Source organism: Microcoleus sp. LEGE 07076, from assembly GCF_015207455.1.
Lineage (GTDB): Bacteria > Cyanobacteriota > Cyanobacteriia > Cyanobacteriales > Microcoleaceae > Microcoleus.
Genome location: NZ_JADEWV010000091.1, coordinates 1 through 24,585, shown reverse-complemented (window position 1 = coordinate 24,585; position 24,585 = coordinate 1). Strand labels below are relative to the sequence as shown.

The window sequence follows — 24,585 nt, the reverse complement described above, 5'->3', positions numbered from 1 at the left end:
TAGGCGTAACCGTTGCTTTTCAGGAGGCGATCGCGCAATTGGCTCAAAAACCTTTCAAACGAAGCTTTTGACTCCGGCGTACCAAACTCTCGCAGTTTTTTCCACTGCGATTCATCGGTAGTGATCGATAGAGCCATCATCGCATCTTGGGGGACAACCGTTGCTCCCGCCGGTAAATCTTTGGCGGGCCCGCGGGAAATGACGAGGTAGTACGCGAGAAAGCCTAAACCGATCAGAAGTGTGCCGACTCCGATCGCAAACAGCAGGGAAGATTTATCTTTCTTAAACATTATTCGTAAGGTTTGGGTGCTCGCAACATGATAGATGATTTTCTTGCCTAATGTAGCAAATGTTGAAACAAGAAGGAAAAACAGAAACTGTTGACTGTTGACTGTTGACTGTTGACTGTTGACTGTTGACTGTTGACCGTGCGAATTTCTCCTGTGGTACAAGCCACCAGATTTATCCGTGGAATTAATCCAAAATCTAAAATCTAAAATCCTCAAGCCCCCGAATTAATCCGTGGGGTAAATCTAAAATCTAAAATCTAAAATCGAATGACTGTTGACGGGCGGGTCGAAAAACTGAATGCTTGAGTGTTAACTGTTGACAGTCAACAATCACCTGACGGTACAACCGGAATTGATATCAAATCCTCTCTTCATCGGAATAATAAATTCGAGTCAACAGTCAACCGTCAACAGTCAACCGTCAACAGTCAACCGTCAACATCACCTGACGGTACAACCGGAATTGATATGAATCAGTTTCTCGCCTTAAAGTCTTTAAAAATCGTTTGAAACGAGTACATCAGGCGGTGGACATCGTTTGTCGCTCTCGGAAAAATCTTGAGTTCCCATTTTTTCCGAGAGGTAGTTAGCAGTTTTGCTACGGACTGGGAGTAACTGTTAGAAATGAAATAGCTGCCACCTTCGTAGCGAATGTCTGACGCTAATCCAATAAAAGCACCCGCCATTTCTAGTTGAAGTTCCGAGGTGCTGTGTTCAGATTTTACTGCTAAAATTACTTGCGAGTGTCGGGGTTCGCGGTTGAGCAAGCGACAGATATTCGCTTCTTTTTGGTACAAAATTAAAACGTTGCAGTTGTGCAGAACTCCTGCTCTACCTTGGACTTTTACTCCGAGGTGAATTTCTAGGGCTGGTTTGTCAGGAAATTCCACCACAGCATGAGTGTATGGATGTGCGATGCCGTGGATTGTTCCGGCTGTTTTTCTAAAGGTTAAATATTTTGGTGTTTCGTCGTCTAAAACATTGTTGTAATAAATATTACCGCCTTCATTAGCAACTGCTTTTAGCAGGATGGTGAATAGGTAAGCGTCAAAAATTCTTGCTTGTTCTGCCGCTCCGTTGAAATCGGGATCTATTGAGTTTTTTAGTTTGCTTTTAATTTCGGAATTTACGGTGTAGTTGCTCGGATCTGAGGGAAGTTTTTCCAGCAGTTGCTTGAGGGCGATCGCCTGTTTGTGGCGGGGGGCTGTCACGCTGGACGTAAACTCGATTGTTTGGGCTGTTTCTGTACCTGAATTGGCAAAGATAATTTTTGTGCCGAGGGGAGAGGTTTCCGATTCTACTTTCAAGAAATAAGCAATTTCATCTTCCATTTCGGAAGTGTTCACCGTCGCTTGTTCGACAGCATCAATTAATAGCAAAAGTTGTTCTTTTGCGGTATAATCTTCTATCTTTAGCAGAGGTGTCTTTCTTTTGAGCGATCGCTCTTGAATTACTTTACCTATCTCTACATTATCTGCTACTTGTTGAACTACCCAACCTAAATTAAACTCATTCAGAATTGCCGCCAGTTCTTGATAGAGTTTGGCGTACTCGATCTCGTCCATAATTGTTTCTGCGCTGCACATTATTCTAATTATACAAGTCGGTTGATTTTTTTGTCAATCAGCCAACAGCCAACAGCCAACAGCCAACAGTCAACAGTCAACAGCCAACAGTCAACAGTCAACAGCCAATTAGGAGTAAGCTATTTTACGACAAACTAGCGATCGAACTATGGCAACTATCAACGACAACTACCTCAAACTCAAAGCCGGCTACCTGTTTCCCGAAATTGGGCGCAGGGTGAAAGCCTTTGCAGACACGAATCCCGATGCGCCCATCATCCGGCTGGGGATTGGCGACGTGACGGAACCGCTACCTGCTGCTTGTCGCGAGGCGATGGTGGCGGCGGTAGCAGAAATGGGTTCGCGGGATACCTTCAAAGGATACGGCCCGGAACAAGGTTATGAATGGCTGCGGGAGAAAATTGCCGAGCACGATTTTAAGTCACGGGGATGCGAAATAGATGCTTCGGAAATCTTTATTTCTGACGGTTCTAAGTGCGATTGCGGTAATATTTTGGATATCTTTGGCAACAATAATACGATCGCAGTTACAGACCCAGTTTATCCGGTGTATGTAGACACAAACGTGATGGCAGGACACACGGGAGATGCGAACGAAAATGGCGAATACGGCGGCTTAGTTTACCTGCCAATTACCGCAGAAAACAATTTTACTGCCCAAATTCCCACTGACAAAAAAGTCGATTTAATTTACTTGTGTTTTCCCAACAATCCGACGGGCGCAACTGCCACCAAGGAACACTTGCAAGCTTGGGTAAATTATGCTAAGGCGAACAATTCGATTATTTTCTTCGATGCGGCTTACGAAGCGTATATTACCGATCCGAGTTTACCGCATTCTATCTACGAAATAGAAGGTGCGCGCGATTGTGCGATCGAATTTCGTTCTTTTTCCAAAAATGCTGGTTTCACAGGTACTCGCTGCGCCTTAACAGTTGTACCGAAGACTTTGACAGGAAAAGCAGCCGACGGTTCCGATGTCGAAATTTGGAAATTGTGGAACCGACGCCAATCTACTAAGTTTAACGGCGTTTCTTACATCGTCCAGCGCGGTGCAGAAGCAGTTTATTCTCAAGAAGGTAAAGCACAAATTCAGGCGTTAGTCAATTTTTACATGGAAAATGCTGCGATTATTCGCGAAAAATTGACAGCAGCGGGAATTCAGGTTTTTGGCGGCGAAAATGCACCTTACGTGTGGGTAAAAACGCCTCACGGTTTGACGAGTTGGGAGTTTTTCGATAAGTTGCTGGAAACTTGCAATGTGGTGGGAACACCGGGTTCTGGTTTTGGTGCGGCGGGCGAGGGTTATTTCCGCATTTCGGCGTTTAATAGTCGGGAGAATGTGGAGGAAGCGATGAGACGGATTGTGGAGAAGTTTAAAGTTTAATCTGATCTCTGGCTTAAACCGAAAGGCCGCCAGCAAATGAGTTCCCTGGCGGATCTAGCAATCCTTGTAGGAGGGGTAAAAAAATTACGACTCCTGCAATGATTGCTATAGATAGTTTATTGTGAGGGTGAAAAAGCAATGTCCTCTAGCGAATTTACCATCAAAAAAGTTAAACAAGATTTACAACCTCACAAAGGTTACTCGCTCAGAGGTGAGACGTGAACTTTTCAAAATGTATAAATGTATATCAGTGATAGCGGTTTGCAAGCAATTGAGAATGTTAAAAGTGTGGAGTGTCCGACAATAATTAATCGGCTCAAACAAGTAGAAAAACTCTTGCCTTCTTTTTTGAATAGACCAATCTTGAAGTGGGTGAATTGGATGAATTAGAAACATTGATTTGTCGGCTCAAAAAACTTGGAGCTGGTTGTGGACAGGAGTAGACAACTTTAAACCAGGTATTTTAGGATGGGTATTGGGGGTTCGTAGGGTTTTGGTGGTAAGCTGGGAATGTGGGGTGTAGCGGAATGGCGATCGAGGTTATTTATGGATGCTGAAGAACTTTTAGAAAGATACGCAGCAGGAGAACGAAAATTTCATTCAGTAGACCTTAGAGAAGAAAACCTCAAAGGTGCGGACTTGAGTGGAATAGACCTATACGGTTCTAATCTCTCCGGTACAGACTTGAGTGAGGCAACTCTAACTAGGGTAAATTTTAATAATGCCAATCTCATTAAAGCATCCCTGAACAATGCTAATTTGAGCAGTTTAGTAGGCGCTTCTTCAGCAAATTTGAGTTGGGCAGACCTGAGTGGTGCAGATTTGAGTTGGGCCAACTTTAGTAGTGCTACTTTAAATTATGCTAACTTAGAGCGGGGAACTCTGACAGGAGCAAACTTTAATAACGCTAAATTGTTTGGTGTCAATTTAGACGAGGCAAATCTGAGCAGTGCAAGTTTAGATAGTGCTGACATACCTGTAGCTTCTTTGCATAAAGCGAACCTAAGTAAAGCGAATTTGAATAAGGCTGATTTGACTGAGGCATACTTAGTGGAAGCTGACTTAACTCTGGCAAATTTGAATGAGGCTATATTGACATCGGCCAAAGTTCAAAAAGCTAAATTCCAGAAAGCTAATCTGCACAAAGTGAATCTGTCAAGAATGAATTTGACTAATGCCAATTTAGAACAAGCAAAACTGGACAGTGCAAATCTAAAATATGCTTGTCTGCAAGGTGCAAATCTAGAAAGAGCCAATCTACGATCTTCTAATTTGACCGGAGCTAATCTGATAGAAGCAAACTTAAAAAGGGTAGACTTTAGTTGGTGTGATTGTTATGGCTGGAATATCAAAAGTGCAGACTTAACTGGTACAATAATGCCCGATGGAGAAATCTACCAGCCAGAAACCTCTAAAATAGAAATCTACAACAAACAAATTTCTCAACAAGAATCTCAAACAGGAAAATCTATGACGCGCAAAATTATTCGTACTGACAAAGCACCGGCACCCGTGGGCCCTTACAATCAAGCGATCGCCGCAACGGGCACTATGCTGTTTGTAGCTGGCCAAATTGCGATCGACACTAGACTAAACGATATCGTCTACACCGACGATGTGGCAAAACAAACCCAACAAGTTATGGCAAATCTCGAAGCCATTCTCACAGAAGCCGGCGCGACTTGGTTGGATGTCGTAAAAACTACGGTGTTTCTCAAAGATATGAATGATTTCGCTGCTGTGAATGCGGTTTATGCGAAATATTTTGATGCGGAAACTGCACCGGCGCGCGCTTGTGTCGAGGTGGCGCGTTTGCCGAAGGATGTGTTAGTTGAGATTGATTGTATTGCTGTTATTTGATTATTAGGACTCGATCTTCGGAATTCTTGCCCCCTACTTCCCCGTGAGACAAATTAGGTACGTTGTTGCGATCAAAGCGCTCTTTATAAATATTAGGAAAGAGCGCTTTGATCGCAACAACGTACGCTCAACTCAGATTGTTCTTAAGTCAACCGTATTAGGTTATACTATTTCTCAAAAATCTTGGTACAATAAAATTTTGGGCAAGAGTTAAGCAGAGGGTTGTTTATACTGACCATTTTGTAAGGTGCGTCGATCAATTGTCGATTTTTTTGAGGGATTTTTAATGGCGACGCACCCTACAGCTAAGCATACTTTATATTTTATTCAGTCCGCGTAGGCGGACTTCGTTTGTATAGTAGCGGTTTCAACCGCCAAACGATCGCAGATAGTTTCAACCGCCGAGGGTAAAGTGCGCGACTGTCTTCACTCCCACAGCCGTTAGCGCAGCCCTCGAAGAGGATCGCACTTTTCGATCTGGATCTGTCGCGCACCTACTCCTAAATCAATCTGAAACAATCAGATTTAATCTCAATTAGCAATTAGCAATTACTAATTACCAGTTACCAATTAGCAATTAGCAATCACTCTACACAAGCAATTACCAATTACCAACTGTCAACTATTTATTCAACGCTTCGCGGGCGGCTACCGCTTCGTCGGGATGAATATTTAAGCGGGTCAAATTAATCCGACCTTTATTGTCAATTTCTCGCACTTTGACAATCACTTCATCGTTCACAGCTAACTCGTCTTCCACTTTTCCAACGCGGTAATCCGCTAACTGGGAAATGTGAATCATTCCTTCTTTGCCAGGGAGAATTTCCACAAAAGCGCCGATCGGAATAATTCGAGTTACGCGGCCGACATACACGTCTCCCGCATTCAGCTTGCGCGTCATGCCTTGGACAATGTTGTAAGCCCGCTGAGCTTTTTCGTTATCGTTACCGGCAATTGTTACGGTTCCGTCGTCTTCGATGTCAATTTTGACACCGGTTTCTTCGGTGATGGCTTTGATTGTTTTGCCACCGGGCCCAATTACCAAACCGATAAATTCTGGATCGATTTTCAGGGTTAACAAACGCGGCGCAAACGGCGACATTTCCTTGCGGGGAGTGTCGATGGTTGCTAGCATTCTTTCTAAAATGTGCAGTCGGGCGGGTTTGGCTTGGCGGATGGCGGTGGCTATCACATCTAAGGGCAAACCTTTGATTTTCATGTCCATTTGCAAAGCAGTAATTCCGGTGTCGGTACCGGCTACTTTGAAGTCCATGTCGCCTAAGAAGTCTTCAATTGCTTGAATGTCTGTCAAAATTCGGACTTCATCGCCTTCTTTGATTAATCCCATTGCCGCGCCGCTGACGGGTTGGGAAAGGGGAACGCCTGCATCCATTAATGCTAGTGTCGATCCGCACACTGAACCCATTGATGTTGAACCGTCGGAAGAAAGGATTTCGGAGACTACGCGGATCACGTAGGGGAAATCTTCTTTTGATGGCAAAACGGGGACTAGGGCGCGTTCTGCGAGGGCTCCGTGACCGATTTCTCGGCGTCCGGGCGATCGCATCGGTTTAGTTTCTCCCACGGAAAACGGCGGGAAATTGTAGTGATGCAAGTAGCGTTTGTCTTGCTGCGGGTGCAAGTCGTCTCCTAAATCTTGGGCATCGCCCGGGGTTCCCAGGGTTGCTGTGGACAAGACTTGGGTTAACCCGCGATTGAACAGCGCACAGCCGTGTACTCGCGACGGCAGCACTCCTACGCGACAGGAAACGGGTCGCACCTCGTCTAGCTTGCGGCCGTCTACACGAACGCCATCTTCGAGGATTTGCTTCCGCATCATTTTTTTGGTAACGTCTTTGAAAACGTTGCCAATTGTCTTGGTGTTCGCGCCGGCGGCTACTTTGATCGGATCGTCTTCGGCGAGTTCGGCGATGGCTGATTCGACTTCATTGGCTTTCACTTCGTCTAAAGCCGCATTCCGTACTGTTTTGTCTTTTTCAAATCTGGACAAAATGATGCGGATGGGTTCTTGGGCGCGATCGCGAATAAAGTTTTCCAGGGCCATATCTGGCGATGGGCGTTCCTCTACCACTAAGTCAATGCCCAATTCCGCCATAATTTCGCGCTGGGCTTGAATCAAGTCGCAGGTTGCTTCGTAGCCGAAGTCGATCGCCTCGATGATATCTTGTTCCGGCAATTGGTTAGCGCTGGCTTCCACCATGATTACTCCGTCTGGAGAACCGGCTACCACGAGATCCAACTCGCCTTCTTTGATTTCGCTGTAGGTGGGGTTGATGATGAAATCGTCCCCTACTAAGCCGACTCGCACTGCCGCCATCGGCCCGTAAAACGGCATTTTCGCCAGCAGTATCGCTACTGAAGCGCCCGTTACCGCTAAAACGTCCGGCGGCACTTGTTCGTCCATCGACAGGGTTGTTGCTACAACTTGGATGTCATCTCGCAGCCAGCTTGGGAATAGCGGGCGCAGCGGTCGATCGATCAAGCGCCCAGTCAAAGTCACTTTTTCTGGGGGACGCCCTTCCCGCCGCAAAAATCCACCGGGAATTTTACCGCCTGCGTAGAGTCTCTCTTCGTAATCCACCAACAAAGGCAGGAAATCTATTCCCTCTCTCCCTTGCGATCGAGTCGCCGTCACTAAAACCGCCGTGTCACCCGACTGAATCAAAACTGCACCGCCTGCTTGAGGCGCTAGTAAACCAATCTTCAGTCTAATATCCCTTCCATCGAAGGATATTGACTTGTCTATCTCTACCATGTAGGATTGCTTCCTTATCTACCACATTCTTTCTCTGTCGGGATCGTAACATTACCACAGGATGTTTGAAAGTCCAATGCCAAAAGACAGAGAGATTATTCGGTATTGTGGGTCGATCGGCGACAAGGCTCTTGTAAGCATTTATACTCTTTGATGGTGTTTGGGATTCTAAAATTGACGATCCGGTCGATCGCCTGCCAAACGTCTGAAATAGATGGTAGGATCTTGATTCTGCCAAACAGGCAAAACAGGGAATTGGAAATTGGGCCTTTATAGCATTAGCCAAACAGGAACTGACATCTTGCACCCTTGTCAGGTAGATAAAAAGCTTATTGAAAATGGTGTAAGATGTCAGTTGAAACTCAAATATTGCAGCAATGTCAATAAGGCGATTTTTCGCGGGTGGGGGCGGGTTTATTTAAGCTGTTTGCAAGCTTTAAGGCTATTGGCGAAAGGGCCCCTACAGGTGATTGCAACTTGTGTAAGATGTCAGTTGAAACCAACTAACAAATAACTAGAGCTTTTCTCAGTTAAATGAGGTACGCCCGATCGCGGTAATGGGCGATCCAATAGCTGCAAGCTTCGCTAACCGGCGATCGGGTATTCCCAATTCCCAATCACCTTGTTGCCAATTACCTTGTTGCCCAGAATTCCTATAATAACAAATAACTAATATTCAAAATGGCAATTTTACACGGTAGTTGGATCGTCGATTTACAAAAAAATGGCTTATTTATTTGGGGAGAAAATTGGCGGAAAATAGGGGCGATCGATGCCATTGAATCGGGAATAAGTCTGCCGCACCCCTTGGCAATGACGGAAGCGGAATTGAAGATTTTCGTAAAGTCCTTGCAGCAGTCGGGTAAACTGAACTGGCAATTACTCGAAACCGCAGAAATTCCGGCGAAAACTCAGAAAACTAAACGATCGCCCAAAAGTCCAACCGCAGCATTTGCGAAGGAAAATTTATCGATTCAGAAGCAAGTTCGGGCGATCGCACTTCCCACCCAAATCTCGGCAGACAAGGCAACTCTGATGCCGCAGCACTCAGCAGCATCACTGGATGAACCAGCCAAAACTGAGGAAATTTATCTTTATCCTTGGCAAGTCGAAGGTTATTTACTCAACCCTCAAGCAGCTTTTGTGTTCTTGCAATCATTGCCGCTCAATAGCACAGAAGCAGACTCTTTTGTCGGTTCAGATTTGCGTTTTTGGTCTCATATTGCTAGGTGGAGTTTGGATTTGTTGGCGAGGTGCAAATTTTTGCCAGCATTGGAGACACAATCCGACGGTTCTGCTATTGCTAAATGGCAACCTTTGTTAGATAGTTCTACTGATATTCTCCGTCTAGCTACTTTTTCTAGGCAAATGCCGACGGCTTGTCGAATATATCAGGAGAAAAAAGAAGGAAGAGGGAAGAAGGAAGAAGGAAGAAGGAAGAAGGAAGAAGGAAGAGGGGAAGAAGGAAGAGGGAAGAAGGAAGAAGGAAGAGGGGAAGAAGGAAGAGGGGAAGAAGGAAGAGGGGAAGAAGAATTTGGGGAATTGGCTTTAGCGGTGGATTTGCCTGTGGGGGCACAGGATTTGGTGTTAGGCTTTTTGAGTAGTATTATAGATAGTGAAGTGCGATCCTCTTCGAGGGCTGCGCTAACGGCTGGTAGCTCAACTTTAGACATCAAAACAGTTTCTCCAACCCGCGAATGGCTGCAAGCTTTGCAGCAAGAATCTGGGCTCGTGCAAGCAGAATCAGCAGCTTTAGAAAAATTGGCAAACAAGCTGAGCGTTTGGAGTGCGCCACTGCAAAACCAACTGTCTCAACAAAATCAATTTCGCACTTGCTTTCAACTGATACCGCCGTCTCCGGGTAAAGTTAACTGGAGTTTAAATTATTGTTTGCAAGCAGTAGATGAAACTGATTTTTTGGTAGACGCGACAACTGTGTGGAACAACTCTGTCGAGCGTTTTGCTTATGCGGGGCGGACAATCGAATTGCCACAAGAAACTTTGCTTGGAGGCTTGGGTTTAGCATCGAAACTTTATCCTTTAATTGAACCGAGTTTGCAAGCACAGCGCCCTCAATCTTGCCAATTAAATCCGCTGCAAGCCTACGAGTTTATTAAGTCGGTGGCTTGGCGGTTTGCAGATAGCGGGTTGGGCGTGGTTTTGCCGCCGACTTTGACTCATACTGACGGTTGGGCGAGTCGTTTGGGTTTGAGCATTCAAGCGGAAACTCCGAAAGTGACTCCGGCCAAGGGGGGGTTGGGTTTGCAAAGTCTGTTAAATTTTAAGTGGGAATTGACGATCGGCGGACAGCGCATTTCTAAGGCAGAATTTGACAGATTGGTGGCTTTGAATTCGCCTTTGGTGGAAATTAACGGCGAGTGGGTGGAATTGCGCGCCACCGATGTGAAAGCTGCTCAAACTTTTTTTGCTAGTCGCAAAGAGCAAATGACTCTTTCTTTGGAGGATGCTTTGCGTTTGGCTTCGGGCGATTCTCAGATGATCGAGAAATTGCCTGTGGTGAATTTTGAAGCTACGGGTCAACTTCAGGAATTGTTGAATACTTTAAGCGATAATCAGGCCGTAAGTGCGATCGCCACTCCGGCTAGTTTCCGGGGAGAATTGCGGCCCTATCAAGCGTTGGGAGTTGGCTGGTTGGCATTCTTAGAACGCTGGGGTTTAGGTGCTTGTCTCGCGGACGATATGGGTTTGGGAAAATCCATTGAGCTAATTGCTTTCCTCCTGCACTTGCAAGAACAAAATTCTCTAGAAGCGCCGACATTATTGGTGTGTCCGACATCGGTATTGGGCAATTGGGAGCGGGAAGTCAAGAAATTTGGGCCGACGCTAAAAGTGTTAGTTCACCACGGAGACAAACGCGCTAAAGGCAAAGCATTTGCGGCGGCAATTAAGGGCAAAAATTTAATAGTTACCAGTTACGCCCTGGTGTTTCGCGATGCTAAGGAAATTCAAAGCACTAAATGGCAGGGATTGGTTTTGGATGAAGCCCAAAATATTAAGAATTCCGAGGCGAAGCAGTCGCAGGCGGTGCGGCAAATCGAGGCAGATTTTAGAATTGCGCTGACAGGAACTCCGGTGGAAAATAGGCTGCAAGAATTGTGGTCAATTTTGGAGTTTTTGAATCCTGGCTATTTGGGGCCGCGCAATTTCTTTCAGCGCCGTTTTGCTATTCCGATCGAGAAATATGGAGATAGAGAATCATTGCATACTTTGCGATCGCTCGTTCGGCCTTTCATCCTCCGCCGCCTGAAAACTGACAAAGAAATCATCCAAGATTTGCCGGAAAAACAGGAGATGACTGTATTTTGCAGTCTCGCTGCTGGGCAGGCAGCATTATATCAGAAAATAGTCGAAGAGTCAATCGCTAATTTAGAGTCAGCCGAAGGCATTCAGCGCCGGGGAATGATTCTGGCTTTGCTGGTAAAACTCAAGCAACTTTGCAACCATCCGGCTCTTGTGAAAGCAGAAGCTAAGCCGAAAGAATTGAGCATTAACAGCCAAGAATCGGGGAAATTGCAGCGGTTGGTGGAAATGTTGGAAGAGGTGGTTGCTGAGGGCGATCGGGCTTTGATTTTTACTCAATTTGCTGAATGGGGAAAACTCTTGAAACCGCATCTAGAAAAGCATTTAGGGCGAGAAGTTTTGTTTTTGTACGGCGGAATTCGGCAACAGCAGCGGGAAGAAATGATCGATCGCTTCCAACACGACCCCCAAGGCCCACCGATTATGATATTATCCTTAAAAGCGGGCGGTACTGGCCTCAATTTAACCAGAGCAACTCACGTTTTCCACTACGACAGGTGGTGGAATCCCGCAGTAGAAAATCAAGCAACTGACCGCGTATTTCGCATCGGGCAAACTCGCAACGTGCAAGTACACAAATTTGTGTGCACGGGTACGCTAGAGGAGAAAATTCACGATATGATCGAAAGCAAAAAAGCTCTCGCCGAACAAGTAGTCAGCGCGGGGGAAAACTGGCTGACTGAACTCGATACTGACCAACTTCGCAATTTACTAATTCTCGATCGCGATGCTATTATAGAAACAGAAGAAGAATAATTTTTAGGTTCGTAGTGAGGACTTCAGTTTTTCTTGAATGCGGACTAAAGTCCTCACTACAAACCTTCTTGTTACTTCTTAATTCTTAATTCTTAATTCTTAATTCTTACTTCTTAATTCTTAATTCTTACTTCTTCATTCTTCCTTCTTCCTTCTTCCTTCCGCTTATGATTGACAGAGAATGGTGGACACAACAATGGCTCGATTTGATCAATACGTACCGCTTCAAAAAGCGCTTAGAACGTGGCTGGCAATATGCGCGGGAAGGTAAAGTTCTCAGCATTAAATTTCCCAACCAAGAAGTAATTGCCATAGTTCAAGGAACAGATCCTAAACCATATCAAGTTTCTTTAGGACTCGATACCTTAACTGATGAAGATTGGGATTATGTGATTGAAAATATGTCGCAAAGAGCGGTTTTTTCGGCTAAACTATTAGCCGGGGAAATGCCGCACAATATTGAGGATGTATTTGCGGCGGCGGGAAAAACGCTATTTCCGTTAAGTTTGTCAGATATTCGATCGCGCTGTAGCTGTCCCGACCCGAAAAATCCTTGCAAACATATCAGTGCAGTATACTACTTATTGGGCGATCGCTTCGGCGAAGACCCCTTCGTACTGTTTCAACTGCGGGGAAGAACCAAAGAGCAAATTTTGACTGCACTCCGCCAGAGACGGGGTACCCAAGCAGAGGAAAATTTCCAGCTAAACACTGGCGACAATTCCTCCACTGCGAATGCTAAATTGCCGAAGGTCGATCGCTTTTGGGAATACAACCAGCAGTTAGAATCATCTCTAGTAGTAATTGTACCGCCGCCCAGCAGCGAAACAGTATTAGATATTTTAGGCCCTATTCCCCTCGCAACCGACGGCAAACAAACAGCTAGCAAATCTTCTCCCGCATCTGACGCCATCAAGCAGCATTTTAGCAAAATCTACCAAGCAGTTAGCCAGCAAGCCGTTTTAGCAGCACTAAAACGGGGCGAAGGAGACTAACAAATTATTCTTTCTTTCTGGGAATGACGCAAAGTCTAAGAAACCCGGTTTCTCATAAAATATTTGCTGGGTGGCAAAAAAAATCGAGAGAAACCGGGTTTCTGGGAATGACGCAAAGTCTAAGAAACCCGGTTACTCATACCAACTTCAAAAAATCATGCAATTAATTGCGTTTAACAGAAGGCGGATAGGTGAAACGCAGCCAAGTTGCCAAAGTAGCCACCGCGCAAGTTGAAGCCAAGCTAAATGTCAAGAAAGTTTCAAATGCTGACATAATACTGTTCCTCTTTATTTGAGCGATCGAGTAAATCTTGTATCCTTCATATTTATATCAGCCTCAATCCCTTTTTTCAATCTGCCCGGACATAAAGTTTTTACTACTTTAACTTTTGAAATATTTGTTTACATAAATTTACACTCCTCCCAGATTACTCATAATCTCGATCAATTGCTGGGGACGTTCAATCAAAAAATCGGGATGGTTTAAAGCCAAAACCTCCTGAGAATTAAAACCCCAACCTACAGCAATTATTTTAATTCCAGTTTTTCTAGCAGCCTCTATATCTCTAATCTCATCTCCCACATAAAAGACTTCTTCAGGATTTATGTGTTCTTTTCTGAGCCATTTATTAATAACTTTATGTTTCCCGAAAGTTGAACCAGAATAAATAAACGTGAAAGTATCTTGTAAATTGTTATTATCCAGCGCTGCTAAGACATTTTCTCTGGAATTAGATGTGATAATGCCCAGTTGAAACCCCAGACTTTTCAACTCCAGCAAAACTTCTTTAATTCCGGTAAATAATTGAACTTCTGAAATTTCACTGCGTAACTCTGCTTTCAATTTTCTAATCAGCAGCGGTAATTTGAAGATAGAAATGCCCGAATAACGAAGAATTTGCCAAGAAGTTAAATTGCTCAGTTGAGCGACTTCCTCTTTTGTCGCAGACTTAAAGCCGAATTCTGCTGACAAACGGTTGGTGATGCTCAGAAGAATATCAATTGTATCTGCTAAAGTACCGTCAAAATCAAAAATAATTACTTTGGTCATGCGACAATAGCAAATAAGGAATGGGGAATCATACTATTTTATATTTTATATTCGGATGATTTACTGCATTCTAGAAGAGAACAGACAAGATTGTATCAATCGTTCATTGATACATAAATCGCAGATGTAAGCCGGATCAACAGAAATAAACGCAGAGGTCTTTCAAGATAATTGGGAAATGAGTACAATCTTGTCTAATATATTTCTCGTTACCAGGCAGAGCCTGGTAATGCAGATCCCGATGCTCTGCCTCCTTCTATTTCCTTTCCTTACAGGATAGAGGACTGTAGGAGGTGCTTAAGCTATTTTCGATCCCAATTGGGAAATGAGTACAATCTTGTCTAATATATTAGCTCTAATGACCACTGACTGAGGACTAATGACTAATTACTATTGATTTGATTTGCTTTGGCATTTCTACGCAGCATTTCTGGTTTAATTCGCCGCAGCGCCGAAGCTGTAAATCGGCGGTTCCATTCTTCGTCGGAAATCTCTGCTAATTCCACAAGTGTCGGCGCTATGTTTTCAGAATAAGGCTCAAACTCTGCCACATCAGTTGGTTGAGCAAATCGCTGGTTCCAAGGACAAACATCTTGACAAATATCGCAACCTGCTACCCAACCTTGTAAATTAGATGCAATTTGGTCTGGGAGTTTTTCGGCTCGATTCTCGATCGTATGATAAGCTATACACCGATCGGCATTCACCACAAAAGGCTCAGTAATAGCTCCCGTCGGACAGGCCTCAATGCAGCGAGTGCAACTACCGCAATGTTCGGTGTGAGGAGTATCAGGCGCTAACTCCAAATTAGTCAAGATTTCGCCCAAAAACACCCAAGAACCGTATTCCCGCGAAATTAAATTACCATTTTTAGCAATCCAACCAATCCCCGCACGCTGCGCCCACATTTTATCCTGAACCGGCCCAGTATCAGCATAGTACCGCGCTTCAATTCCCTCGCCTTGCGATCGCACCCAATTTGCCAAAACCTTGAGTTTTTTGTGCAAAATTCTGTGATAATCCCGTCCCCAACCGTAGCGAGAGATTTTAGCATATTTGACCGCTGCACCGTCCCCCCCCTCCAACAGGGGATTCTCGGGGCGCTGGTGGGGCGTGTAGTAGTTAATGGCAACACATATTAATGACTGCACCTCTGGCATGAGCGATCGAATATCGGAGCGTTTCGGGTTAGCCATCCATGCCATATCCGCCTGATAACCTTTATCCAGCCAAGCCTGCAATCTTTGTTTTTCTAGATCGACATCTGCGTCTGCTGAGGCGATTCCGACTTTGTGAAATCCCAACTCTAGGGCTTTTTGCTGAATGCGATCGCGATTAATTGATATTTTCATTGAATTAGCAACCCCAGCACAAAATTTGCAATAAGTCTAGTAATCTTCAGAGGATTTTGGGGACAGAATCAATCATAGTTTCACAATCTTTATATTTATAAATTTGATCTAAAAAATGTCATAAACGTTACATAATGTAATTAAAGGAGAAATGGGTTCGTCAATTCAAGTCTGCAAGTAAAACCAACAGCGAATCCCACAGCATACACATGGCAGTTAGTATTCAATCAGCTCAATCAATTTTTTCCAACACCGAGATTGCGAGCGCTGTTCCCGCTACCACCGAAGCGTTCTACAAACTCAGCGTTGAAGACCAACTCGCACTGCTCTGGTATGCCTACACCGAAATGGGCATCTCCATCACCGCAGCAGCTCCCGGAGTAGCCAGCATGGCGCTGGTCGAAGGCGTACTCAACGACATTAAGCAGATGTCGCCTGCAGACCAAAGCAAAACTATGTTTGACCTCGCCAGCAACGCCGACACCTCAATCGGCCGGATTTACACATCCTTGCGCGTCAACACCAAACTCGGTTTCTGGTACGAGTTGGGACAGTTGATGAAGCAGGGCGTTGTCGCTCCCATCCCCCCTGGCTATCAAATGTCTCCCGAAGCCACCACAGTTCTCGAAACCATCAAGAAACTCGATCCGGGTCAACAAATTACCGTACTTCGCAACACCGTAGTTCACATGGGCTACGATCCGGATTTCAGCCAAGAGTACGGCAAACGAGCTGCCCCCCGCAGCACTCCCACTGCAGTAGCAGAGCGGGTGAAAACTGAGATTAAGGGTATCACCGAGCAGACAGTGCTCAGCTACATCGACTACATGAATGCTTTCGACTTCACCCCAGCCGTCGGTTTATTTGCCCAAGAAGGTGCCCTGCAACCGCCTTTCCAAAAGCCGATCGTCGGTCGCGAAGCTATCCTCAACTATATGCGGGAAGAGTGCATCGGACTGAAAATGATGCCACAGGAAGGCGTGTCTGAACCCGCAGAAGATGGCTACCGCCAAGTAAAAGTTACCGGTAAAGTCGAAACTCCTTGGTTCGGCTCGAATGTGGGTATGAACATCGCGTGGCGGTTTATGCTCGATCCCCAAGGTCAAATTTTCTTTGTGGCGATCGACTTGTTGGCATCTCCGAAAGAATTGCTCAACCTGATCCGCAAATAAAATACTCTGTTTGGTCTTTGTAAAACAGACTTGCGCCCAAACCCAGATGCTTTAAAAGTATCTGGGTTTTTACAACTTGAGATTTTCGATTTTTCAACTCGTTCTGCTCGTTATATCAAATCCGGCAGCACCGTGCTGCATTCATCTGTCTATTCTCTCTCTGCGCCAAGAGCGCCAACAGCGGTTAAATCCCTTCTAACCGGAAACGATATTACCAATGGGCTATACCTGGTAACGCACATCGGTTGGAAGAGCCTGCTTTTTTCCCAGCGAGGCTCTACCTCGTCGCTCTCGGTTCCCAGGCTGTGTCTGGGAACCACTTAAGCCTGTGGATTTATACAATTTGAGATTTGAGATTGCTGTATGTTGCTGATTTTTTTCTGATAATTTCTCCCCAGCCCTACCTATATCTTTTGAGGGATTTGCTGCAACAAAGATAGCGATTACATTAGATTCATTCATCTATCTGCAATCACTTCTTATTATATGACTGCCACAACTAAGCCTATTTTAACTCACTCTATAAAGATTGCAGGCATTACAAATCCAGTAGTGCTGCAATATTTTGAAACTTTAAACGCGGGCGATTTTGCAGCTACGGCTAATTTGTTTGCTGAGGATGGAGTTCTGCACGCGCCGTTTGAAGAGCCAATTATCGGTAAAAGCTCGATCGCCGCTTATCTAAAAAAAGAAGCGCGAGGAATGCAGCTCGCACCGCAGGAAGGTATCAGCCAAATCTTAGAAGATGACCAAGTTGAAGTTCAGGTCAGCGGTCGGGTGCAAACTTCCGCATTTGGTGTCAATGTCGGATGGCTGTTCCGGCTGAATTCTCACCGAGAAATCCTTTCTGCCACCGTCAAGCTGTTAGCTTCTCCCCAAGAGTTGCTAAATTTGCGGCCCCACAAAAATTTTAATGCTTAATAAGCTGTTTCGGATTTAATTTGCTGATTTGGGTTCTATCTGTCGATCGCACGTAATGCTTCTGGCGATCGTTCTTTTTGCCTAACTGAGGCAGAGATCGGCTTTTTAGATCAAATCTGTTAACATCGGAATTCTTCATATCTCTCTTCTGTGCATCTGCGTGAATCCATTGTCATCTGCCGTTACTACATTCTCTTTTTTCTACCGCAGATGAGGGCAGATTAACAAAGATTAACGCTTCCGAATGAGCTCGATTTTAGTGGGTGCGTCTGACTAATGACTACTGACTAATGACGAGCTTGCAGCCTAGCACGATACGAGAATGCACGAAAAATTGGCTGTCACTGCGCCGTGGCACAGACAGCCACTCTATTCAAAAAGTGTATTGCCAATCACTAATTAGATCATGTCCGATCGACAGAGATTAAAAGCTCGCGCGGGTTTTTGAGACGATCAATTATTGGCATATATTCTTGGTTAGGGGAACCCCTACCACCGGCCAGGGTAATCGAACGGACATGATATGACTAATCACTAATGAGCAACAACTAACGGCTAATTAAGATTTTTCCGCCAAACTCGCTTCCAACTTCAGACAGTTGCGACCGTCTAGTTGCAAACTGTAGTCCACCCGATCCATAAGTCTGCTCATAATCAGCCAGCCATAACCGCTTTCCTGTTTAGCTTCCGGCCTCGGGGGATTGTAAGTATCCATTTCGTAACCTTTGCCGTAATCCCAAATTTCTAAACCAATATCGCGATTTTTTAAATTCAAGCGAATTAACACCGGCAAATTGGGTTGATCTTTGTGAGCATGGCGGATCACGTTAGAATAGGCTTCTGCTAACACCAAGCGCAAACGATTCGACTGACGAGGCCAATCGACGTGCTCTCCTAGCTCAACTTCCAAACTGCTCAGCAACCAATTTTCAACAATTGTTAAAAACCGCAAGTCGCTTGGCACATGAAGCTCAGTATTCATATAAAAATCCTGTAAATTTGGAAACCTGCGTCTTCAGACCAGGGTTGAAATATGACAAGCCGAATTTATTTGGCGTTGATATTTGTCGCTACATGAAGGATACTCAATACCGGGCGATCGAGGCAATAGACTTTCGCCGAAAGCATTAACCAAAAAGCATGAGTTGAGAGTTAGCCGTTGAGGCGATAATTCTGTAACTTTTGCCGTTAGCGAAGCTTGCACCTATGGGATCGCCAGCCTTCGATGCGGTAATCTGTATACTGTCAACCGAGAGCTTCAGTTTTTGAGATCCAAAGCTCCCGACTATTTGTCGGGAATTGCTGACAGATTCAGAGAACCTCCAGAGAGAGGATAGTTTGATCGTCTTCTTGAACTGGATTGTCTGCTCGGATGTAAGCCAACAAATTGTCCAAGTTGAAAGAACCTGGTTCCTGAATCAAGAGTTGCCAAAGCCCCTCTTGTTGTAGCATAGAACGGGTTGGTTCGCCTCCAGGGACTGCTTCGGTGGTCACGGTAGCTTCAGTAATCCCGTCACTCGTCAGCAGAAATACATCTCCTGATTTTAATTCGATCGCACCGCTTTTACCTTTCCAAACTGGCAGTATCCCCAAGGGAATGCCGCGAGCTTTCAGGAAATTCGGCTCTGCCGGCGCTGCACCGCTAGCGGCTTGAGCTTTCACCTCTGAATTCGACCAAACTATTGGGTAAATGTGACCTGCATTAGCAAAGGCCATGTGTCCCGTTGACGGAGTGTAACGAGCTACAACCATTGTAATAAAGTGGTTGTTGCCGATCAGGTCGTCAGACATAGTGCTATTCATGTTCTGCATAACTTGATCGGGTTCGGGAGAAACTTCTTGAGAAAGTTCTCGCCGCATCACCGAAATCGCGCTAGCCATAAATAGAGCAGCCGGAACACCCTTACCGGAAACATCACCCACCGCTATCCAAATATCCCCTTGCGAGTGGACGTAGACTTCAAAAAAGTCACCCCCAACTTCCCGCGCCGGATAGCAACAAGCCTGCACCTTGACTGTTTCAAAATCCGGCCAACTTTGGCGCAACAAGTTTGTTTGGATTTGGCGAGCCACTTCCAACTCATTTTGCATCTGCTTGGCCAAATCCAGAGTCCGCTGGTAGAGCTTAGCTTGAGACAGAGCCAGAGCAGCTTGAGCTGCTACACCTTCTATTAACTCTATCTCTTCTTCCGACCAAGGATTAGTGCCGCCTATCTGACACAGAGCCAGTACCGCCAACAAGTCTTGCTGATAAGTCAGCGGGACAGCAATCTCAACCGAATTAGCGTCGCCCCCACTGTTGGGGTTGACTTGAGTTTGGCGGCTGGCTACGGCTTGCACCAGCAAATTTTCATCAAAAGAAAAGCTGCTGGTTTCGGCAGTTTGGGCTTGATAGGGGAAGGTACTCGGTAAAAGTCGATCGCCCTCTACCGGCCGCAGCATACAATAGTTGGCCTCAAAAGTTTGACCTACGGTTTGAACAATAGTTTGTACCATACTAGAGTAATCTAGCGACCCGCGAATCACGCTCATCACCTCATTGAACAGAGATTCTTTGCGTAAAGCGCGACGCAGTGCAACGCTGCGCTGCTTGTAGTATTTGTAAGTTTCTGACGCTTGATTGATAACTAATTTCAGTTCTTCTGGATTCCACGGTTTGGTGATGTATTTGAAAACTTGACCTGCGTTAATTGCCTCTACCAAGTCTTCAACATCTGTGTATCCAGTCAGCAGAATCCGAATCGTATCAGGAAAGCGATCGACTGTTTTCCCCAAAAACTCGGTGCCATTCATTTCCGGCATCCGCTGGTCAGATATAATTACCGCCATTTCGCCTTGTTCGTCTAGAACGGACAGGGCGCTGAGGGCGCTATCTGCTTTGTAAACCTGAAATTCGCGTCGAAACGTCCGGTACAGCAAATCCAAGTTGTCGGGTTCGTCATCGACTACCATTAGTTTCAGCTTGCTTCCATCTCCCCGACTCATGCTATCCCTTACTCCTAGGCGAATTGATCGGGTCTAAAACTAGCTTGTCAAGTACCCTTGGCTGATTCAGCGGAGCCGAATCAGCATCAGGGCTTTGGGTTTTATAGGTCAGTGCCATATTAGTGATACCGCAAGGATATTGGGAACTGGCATCCGGGAGTGGTCTTATCAGACCCCGCCTTGGTTTGGAACTCGTGTTTTACTCGCCTTAGTGTCGAATCAAGTTAATTTTTCTGCCAGTCTGAGCTTAGCAGAACGAGAGCGGGGATTTCTAGCTACTTCTTCTGATTGTGGCACGATCGGCTTTTTTGTAAGTACCTGCAAACAGGGTGTTGCTCTGAGTTGGTGCTTGACCGGTCGGTCTTCAAGACTGTGAAATGTAATAATTCCGATTCTCCCACCGGGTTTCAACCATTGAGGCGATCGATCGAGGAAATTGTCTAAAGACGCTAGTTCTGAGTTGACAGCTATCCTCAAAGCTTGGAAAGTGCGGGTAGCGGGATGGATTCTACCGTTGCGCTGCTTGGGCGCGAAAGTAGAGGCGATCGCACTTGCGAGTTCTGTAGTAGTTTCAAAAGGACGTTGTGCGACAATCCGCCTCGCAATGCGCCGCGACAATCGCTCCTCACCGTATTTGTAAATAATATCTGCTAGTTTAACTTCTTCCCAGTGATTGATAATCTCTTGGGCCGTCAAAGATTGCTGCTGGTTCATACGCATATCTAGTTGAGCCCGGTGGCGAAAACTAAAGCCTCGTTCCGGTGTATCGAACTGAGCAGAGCTTACGCCCAAGTCTGCTATTATACCATCAAATTCGGCATCAGGAGAGTGATATTGGGCAAAATTGCCGTGCCAAAACTCAACTGGATCCTTGGCAAATCGGGCCCGGCAAAAACGGATGGCTTGTTCGTCGCGATCGATCGCCACCACAGTCACATCAGCCGCCGCCCCTAAAATCAAACTCGTGTGTCCGCCGCCCCCAAGCGTCGCATCCAAATAGCGGCCCCCCGGACGCACGGCCAAACCCGCAATTAATTCTTGACCCAAAACTGGAACGTGATAGCTGTCAACACTAACATCAGATCCAGGGGTATCCTTCTCAGATAGCTCGATATCCTTCATAATCTATAAAGCGAAACAAAAATCAACAATAGTCAGCAGTCAGCAGCTATCGGTCAGCAGTCATCAATTATTATTGGTTATTGGTAATCGATCGACAAATAACCAATAACAAATAGTAATTGTTAACTGCCAACTGCTTTCCTGCCAACTGCCAACTGCTTTCCTGTCAACTGCCAACTGACCCATTACCAATTATTATGTCAAGAATTGAGACGAGAACCGAACCGATGGTGCTCAACATGGGGCCGCACCACCCATCCATGCACGGGGTACTGAGGTTAATTGTCACCCTGGACGGCGAAGATGTAGTGGACTGCGAGCCTGTTTTGGGCTATCTGCACCGCGGCATGGAAAAAATTGCCGAAAACCGAACCAACGTGATGTACGTCCCCTACGTGAGCCGCTGGGACTACGCTGCGGGGATGTTTAACGAAGCGGTAACAGTCAATGCACCGGAAAAATTGGCAAATATTTCTGTCCCCAGACGGGCTAGTTATATTCGGGTAATTATGCTGGAGTTGAACCGGATTGCTAACCACTTGATGTGGGTAGGGCCGTTTTTAGCGGACGTGGGCGCGCAAACACCTTTTTTCTATACTATGCGCGATCGCGAACCAATTCTCGATTTGTGGGAAGCAGCCACAGGTTATCGCATGGTGAACAACAACTACTTCCGCATTGGGGGAGTTGCTGCCGATTTACCCTACGGTTGGGTAGATAAGTGCCAAGATTTCTGCGATTACTTCCTGCCAAAAATTGACGAATACGAACGTTTAATTACCAACAATCCGATCTTCCGCCGCCGGATTGAAGGACTGGGTACAATCTCTCGCGCCGAAGCGATTAACTGGGGACTATCCGGCCCCATGCTGCGCGGTTCCGGCGTAAATTGGGATTTGCGAAAAGTCGATCGTTACGAATGTTATGACGACTTCGAGTGGGATGTTTGTACAGAAGCTGCTGGCGATTGTTTGGCCCGGTATTTGGTGCGGATTCGGGAGATGCGCGAGTCAGTTAAAATTCTCTATCAAGCCTTGAAAGGACTCCCCGGCGGCCCTTACGAAAACTTAGAAGCGAAGCGCTTAGAAAGCGGGCCAAAATCTGAGTGGAACAGTTTTGACTATCAGTTTATTGGCAAAAAAGTTGCGCCGACTTTCAAGATTCCCAAGGGCGAACATTACGTGCGGGTTGAGAGTGGGAAGGGTGAGTTGGGTATTTATATTATCGGCGACGATAGTACATTTCCTTGGCGCTGGAAGATTCGGGCTGCGGATTTCAACAATTTGCAGATTTTGCCCCATATCGTGCGCGGTGTAAAGGTTGCGGACTTGGTGGCGATCCTGGGTAGTATCGATATTATCATGGGTTCGGTCGATCGGTAAAGCCACTGTTAGCATTAAGGGCTTTAGTTATTAAACGAGTAGAACTAAAGCCCTTACTGTTAATAATGAATGATATTGAAAAATTCAAGAACAAAGAAGTTGCAGGATGAATGTCAGCAAACGAGAGTTATACGTCATCATCGAACGAGATGAAGATGGCTATTATGTCGGGGAAGTTCCACAGCTACAAGCCTGTTACAGTCAAGGATAAACTATTGATGAGTTTACGATCAAGATCAAAGAAATTATTGCACTTTCTTTAAAAAAAGAAGGTTATTAAAAATTACCTAAGTTTGTAGGCATTCAAAAAGTGATGAATTAATATACAAAAATTCTGATTAAGTCATGTATAGCAACCCAAATTTTCGCAGATCAATCAAAACCTCTGTTTTTTCTCTTCCTCTGTGTCCTCTGCGCCCTCTGCGGTTAAAAAAATCTTTATTTCATAAACAAATTAACATCAACTTTGATTCCATAAACTATGAAATCCCAGCAATCAGATATCAATGACAGTAACCCGGAACTCTGCGATTTAATCTGCGAAAGAATTGCAGCGACTCCACAGGGGCGCATTACCTTTGCGGAATATATGGATTTGGTACTATATCACCCGCAGTATGGTTATTATAATGCCGATCGGCAGTCGATCGGCAAACAAGGCGATTTTATCACTTCCTCTCATTGGGGTGCTGACTTTGCCGAGGTTTTGACAGAGCAGTTCGTGGAAATGTGGGAAATTCTAGGCAAACCTCAAAACTTTGCGATCGTCGAAATGGGCGCTGGGCGGGGAATCTTTGCCGAAAATGTGCTGCAATACCTGCAACAGCAACATCCCGACTTATTTAAAACTTTAACATACATAATTATTGAAATTTCGCCAATACTGCAAGCGGAACAACGGCAAATCTTAGGTAATTTTTCGTGTATTAAATGGTGTAATTGGAATGAAATAGTTGACAACTCAATTGTCGGTTGTTTCTTTTCCAATGAATTAGTCGATGCTTTCCCCGTGCATCAATTTATTCTCGAAGAAGAGCAAATTAGGGAAATATATATTACCACAGAAACACCAAAAAATCAACCAGAAATACATTTTGTTGAAGTGGTTGGCGAAGTTTCCACGCCTAGAATTGCTGAATATTTCGAGTTATTGGGAGTCGATTTGTCGGCGAGTGTTTACGGGGATGGATATCGCAGTGAGGTAAATTTAGCAGCTTTGGATTGGATGTGTACAGTTGCTCGAAAGTTGCAGCGGGGATATTTGCTAACGATTGATTATGGCCATCCGGCGCACCGCTATTACAATCCGAGGCGCAGCGAGGGGACGCTACAGTGTTATTACCGCCACCGATATCACAATAATCCTTATGTTAATGTGGGGCGGCAGGATTTGACGGCTCATGTTAATTTTACGGCGTTGGAAAAGCAGGGTGAATTGTGCGGTTTGGATGTGGTAGGGTTTACTCAGCAGGCTTTGTTTTTGATGGCTTTGGGTTTGGGCGATCGTATTGCTGCTCTATCCACAAGTATATTGGATGTGGTAACGTTGTTGCGGCGCAGGGAGGCTTTGCATCGGGCGATCGATCCGATGGGTTTGGGGGGTTTTGGGGTTTTGGTGCAGTCTAAGGG

The 24,585-nt window shown here is 45.4% G+C and carries 18 protein-coding genes; 10 read left to right on the top strand and 8 right to left on the bottom strand.

Annotated elements, in window-relative coordinates:
* Together IQ270_RS16235 and IQ270_RS16230 are read right to left on the bottom strand one after the other, a co-directional pair.
* Positions 1-290 (bottom strand): DUF3352 domain-containing protein (locus tag IQ270_RS16235; RefSeq protein ID WP_193974197.1); only part of this gene is annotated, 290 nt, incomplete at its 3' end.
* Positions 291-763: 473 nt separating this feature from the next.
* Positions 764-1,855 (bottom strand): hypothetical protein, encoded by a 1,092-nt coding sequence (locus IQ270_RS16230; RefSeq protein WP_193974196.1) that lies wholly within the window; start codon positions 1,853-1,855, stop codon positions 764-766.
* Positions 1,856-2,024: 169 nt separating this feature from the next.
* Here IQ270_RS16230 and IQ270_RS16225 point away from each other — a divergent pair, with 169 nt between their 5' ends.
* The 3 genes from IQ270_RS16225 to IQ270_RS32140 all read left to right on the top strand — a co-directional run bounded on the left by IQ270_RS16225 (position 2,025) and on the right by IQ270_RS32140 (position 5,123).
* Positions 2,025-3,263: an LL-diaminopimelate aminotransferase gene (locus IQ270_RS16225; RefSeq protein ID WP_193974195.1), complete on the top strand. Its 1,239-nt coding sequence runs from the start codon at positions 2,025-2,027 to the stop codon at positions 3,261-3,263.
* A 240-nt stretch (positions 3,264-3,503) separates the two neighbouring features.
* Positions 3,504-3,653, top strand: coding sequence for a hypothetical protein (locus tag IQ270_RS16220; protein ID WP_193974194.1), 150 nt, complete (start codon positions 3,504-3,506; stop codon positions 3,651-3,653).
* 120 nt (positions 3,654-3,773) lie between these two features.
* Positions 3,774-5,123, top strand: coding sequence for a Rid family detoxifying hydrolase (locus IQ270_RS32140; RefSeq protein ID WP_339384189.1), 1,350 nt, complete (start codon positions 3,774-3,776; stop codon positions 5,121-5,123).
* 622 nt (positions 5,124-5,745) lie between these two features.
* On the opposite strand, the gene IQ270_RS16210 is transcribed toward IQ270_RS32140, so the two are convergent.
* Positions 5,746-7,899 (bottom strand): polyribonucleotide nucleotidyltransferase, encoded by a 2,154-nt coding sequence (locus IQ270_RS16210; protein ID WP_193974193.1) that lies wholly within the window; start codon positions 7,897-7,899, stop codon positions 5,746-5,748.
* A gap of 681 nt (positions 7,900-8,580) precedes the next feature.
* On the opposite strand from IQ270_RS16210, the gene IQ270_RS16205 reads away from it, so the two are divergent.
* Positions 8,581-11,976, top strand: coding sequence for a DEAD/DEAH box helicase (locus tag IQ270_RS16205; RefSeq protein WP_193974192.1), 3,396 nt, complete (start codon positions 8,581-8,583; stop codon positions 11,974-11,976).
* A gap of 167 nt (positions 11,977-12,143) precedes the next feature.
* The gene (locus IQ270_RS16200) at positions 12,144-12,971 is read left to right on the top strand and encodes an SWIM zinc finger family protein (RefSeq protein WP_193974191.1); all 828 of its coding nucleotides are present in this window, start codon (positions 12,144-12,146) and stop codon (positions 12,969-12,971) included.
* A gap of 412 nt (positions 12,972-13,383) precedes the next feature.
* On the opposite strand, the gene IQ270_RS16195 is transcribed toward IQ270_RS16200, so the two are convergent.
* Positions 13,384-14,022 (bottom strand): HAD-IA family hydrolase, encoded by a 639-nt coding sequence (locus IQ270_RS16195; RefSeq protein ID WP_193974190.1) that lies wholly within the window; start codon positions 14,020-14,022, stop codon positions 13,384-13,386.
* Positions 14,023-14,405: 383 nt separating this feature from the next.
* The gene (queG, locus tag IQ270_RS16190) at positions 14,406-15,374 is read right to left on the bottom strand and encodes a tRNA epoxyqueuosine(34) reductase QueG (RefSeq protein ID WP_193974189.1); all 969 of its coding nucleotides are present in this window, start codon (positions 15,372-15,374) and stop codon (positions 14,406-14,408) included.
* 209 nt (positions 15,375-15,583) lie between these two features.
* On the opposite strand from queG, the gene IQ270_RS16185 reads away from it, so the two are divergent.
* Both IQ270_RS16185 and IQ270_RS16180 read left to right on the top strand, forming a co-directional pair.
* Entirely contained in the window at positions 15,584-16,546 is a 963-nt protein-coding gene (locus IQ270_RS16185) for an orange carotenoid protein N-terminal domain-containing protein (RefSeq protein WP_193974188.1), read from the top strand.
* Between the two features lie 486 nt (positions 16,547-17,032).
* Positions 17,033-17,467 carry a nuclear transport factor 2 family protein gene (locus IQ270_RS16180; protein WP_193974187.1) on the top strand — a complete coding sequence of 145 codons (435 nt, stop codon included), beginning with the start codon at positions 17,033-17,035 and terminating at the stop codon, positions 17,465-17,467.
* Between the two features lie 559 nt (positions 17,468-18,026).
* Here the strand turns inward: IQ270_RS16180 and IQ270_RS16175 are convergent.
* The 3 genes from IQ270_RS16175 to rsmH all read right to left on the bottom strand — a co-directional run bounded on the left by IQ270_RS16175 (position 18,027) and on the right by rsmH (position 21,574).
* Positions 18,027-18,449, bottom strand: coding sequence for an anti-sigma regulatory factor (locus IQ270_RS16175; protein ID WP_193974186.1), 423 nt, complete (start codon positions 18,447-18,449; stop codon positions 18,027-18,029).
* Positions 18,450-18,778: 329 nt separating this feature from the next.
* Positions 18,779-20,452 (bottom strand): SpoIIE family protein phosphatase, encoded by a 1,674-nt coding sequence (locus IQ270_RS16170; protein WP_193974185.1) that lies wholly within the window; start codon positions 20,450-20,452, stop codon positions 18,779-18,781.
* A 219-nt stretch (positions 20,453-20,671) separates the two neighbouring features.
* On the bottom strand, positions 20,672-21,574 hold the full coding sequence (gene rsmH / locus IQ270_RS16165; protein WP_193974184.1) for a 16S rRNA (cytosine(1402)-N(4))-methyltransferase RsmH: 903 nt from the start codon (positions 21,572-21,574) through the stop codon (positions 20,672-20,674).
* Positions 21,575-21,771: 197 nt separating this feature from the next.
* Between rsmH and IQ270_RS16160 the strand changes: the two genes are divergently transcribed.
* The 3 genes from IQ270_RS16160 to IQ270_RS16150 form a co-directional block, all read left to right on the top strand.
* A complete protein-coding gene (locus IQ270_RS16160; RefSeq protein WP_193974183.1) occupies positions 21,772-22,956 on the top strand; it encodes an NAD(P)H-quinone oxidoreductase subunit H in 1,185 nt (394 codons plus the stop codon).
* Between the two features lie 106 nt (positions 22,957-23,062).
* Positions 23,063-23,167, top strand: a complete 105-nt coding sequence (locus IQ270_RS31145) for a type II toxin-antitoxin system HicB family antitoxin (RefSeq protein WP_228056423.1) — start codon at positions 23,063-23,065, stop codon at positions 23,165-23,167.
* A gap of 270 nt (positions 23,168-23,437) precedes the next feature.
* A partial coding sequence (locus tag IQ270_RS16150; RefSeq protein WP_193974182.1) for a class I SAM-dependent methyltransferase occupies positions 23,438-24,585 on the top strand: 1,148 nt, incomplete at its 3' end.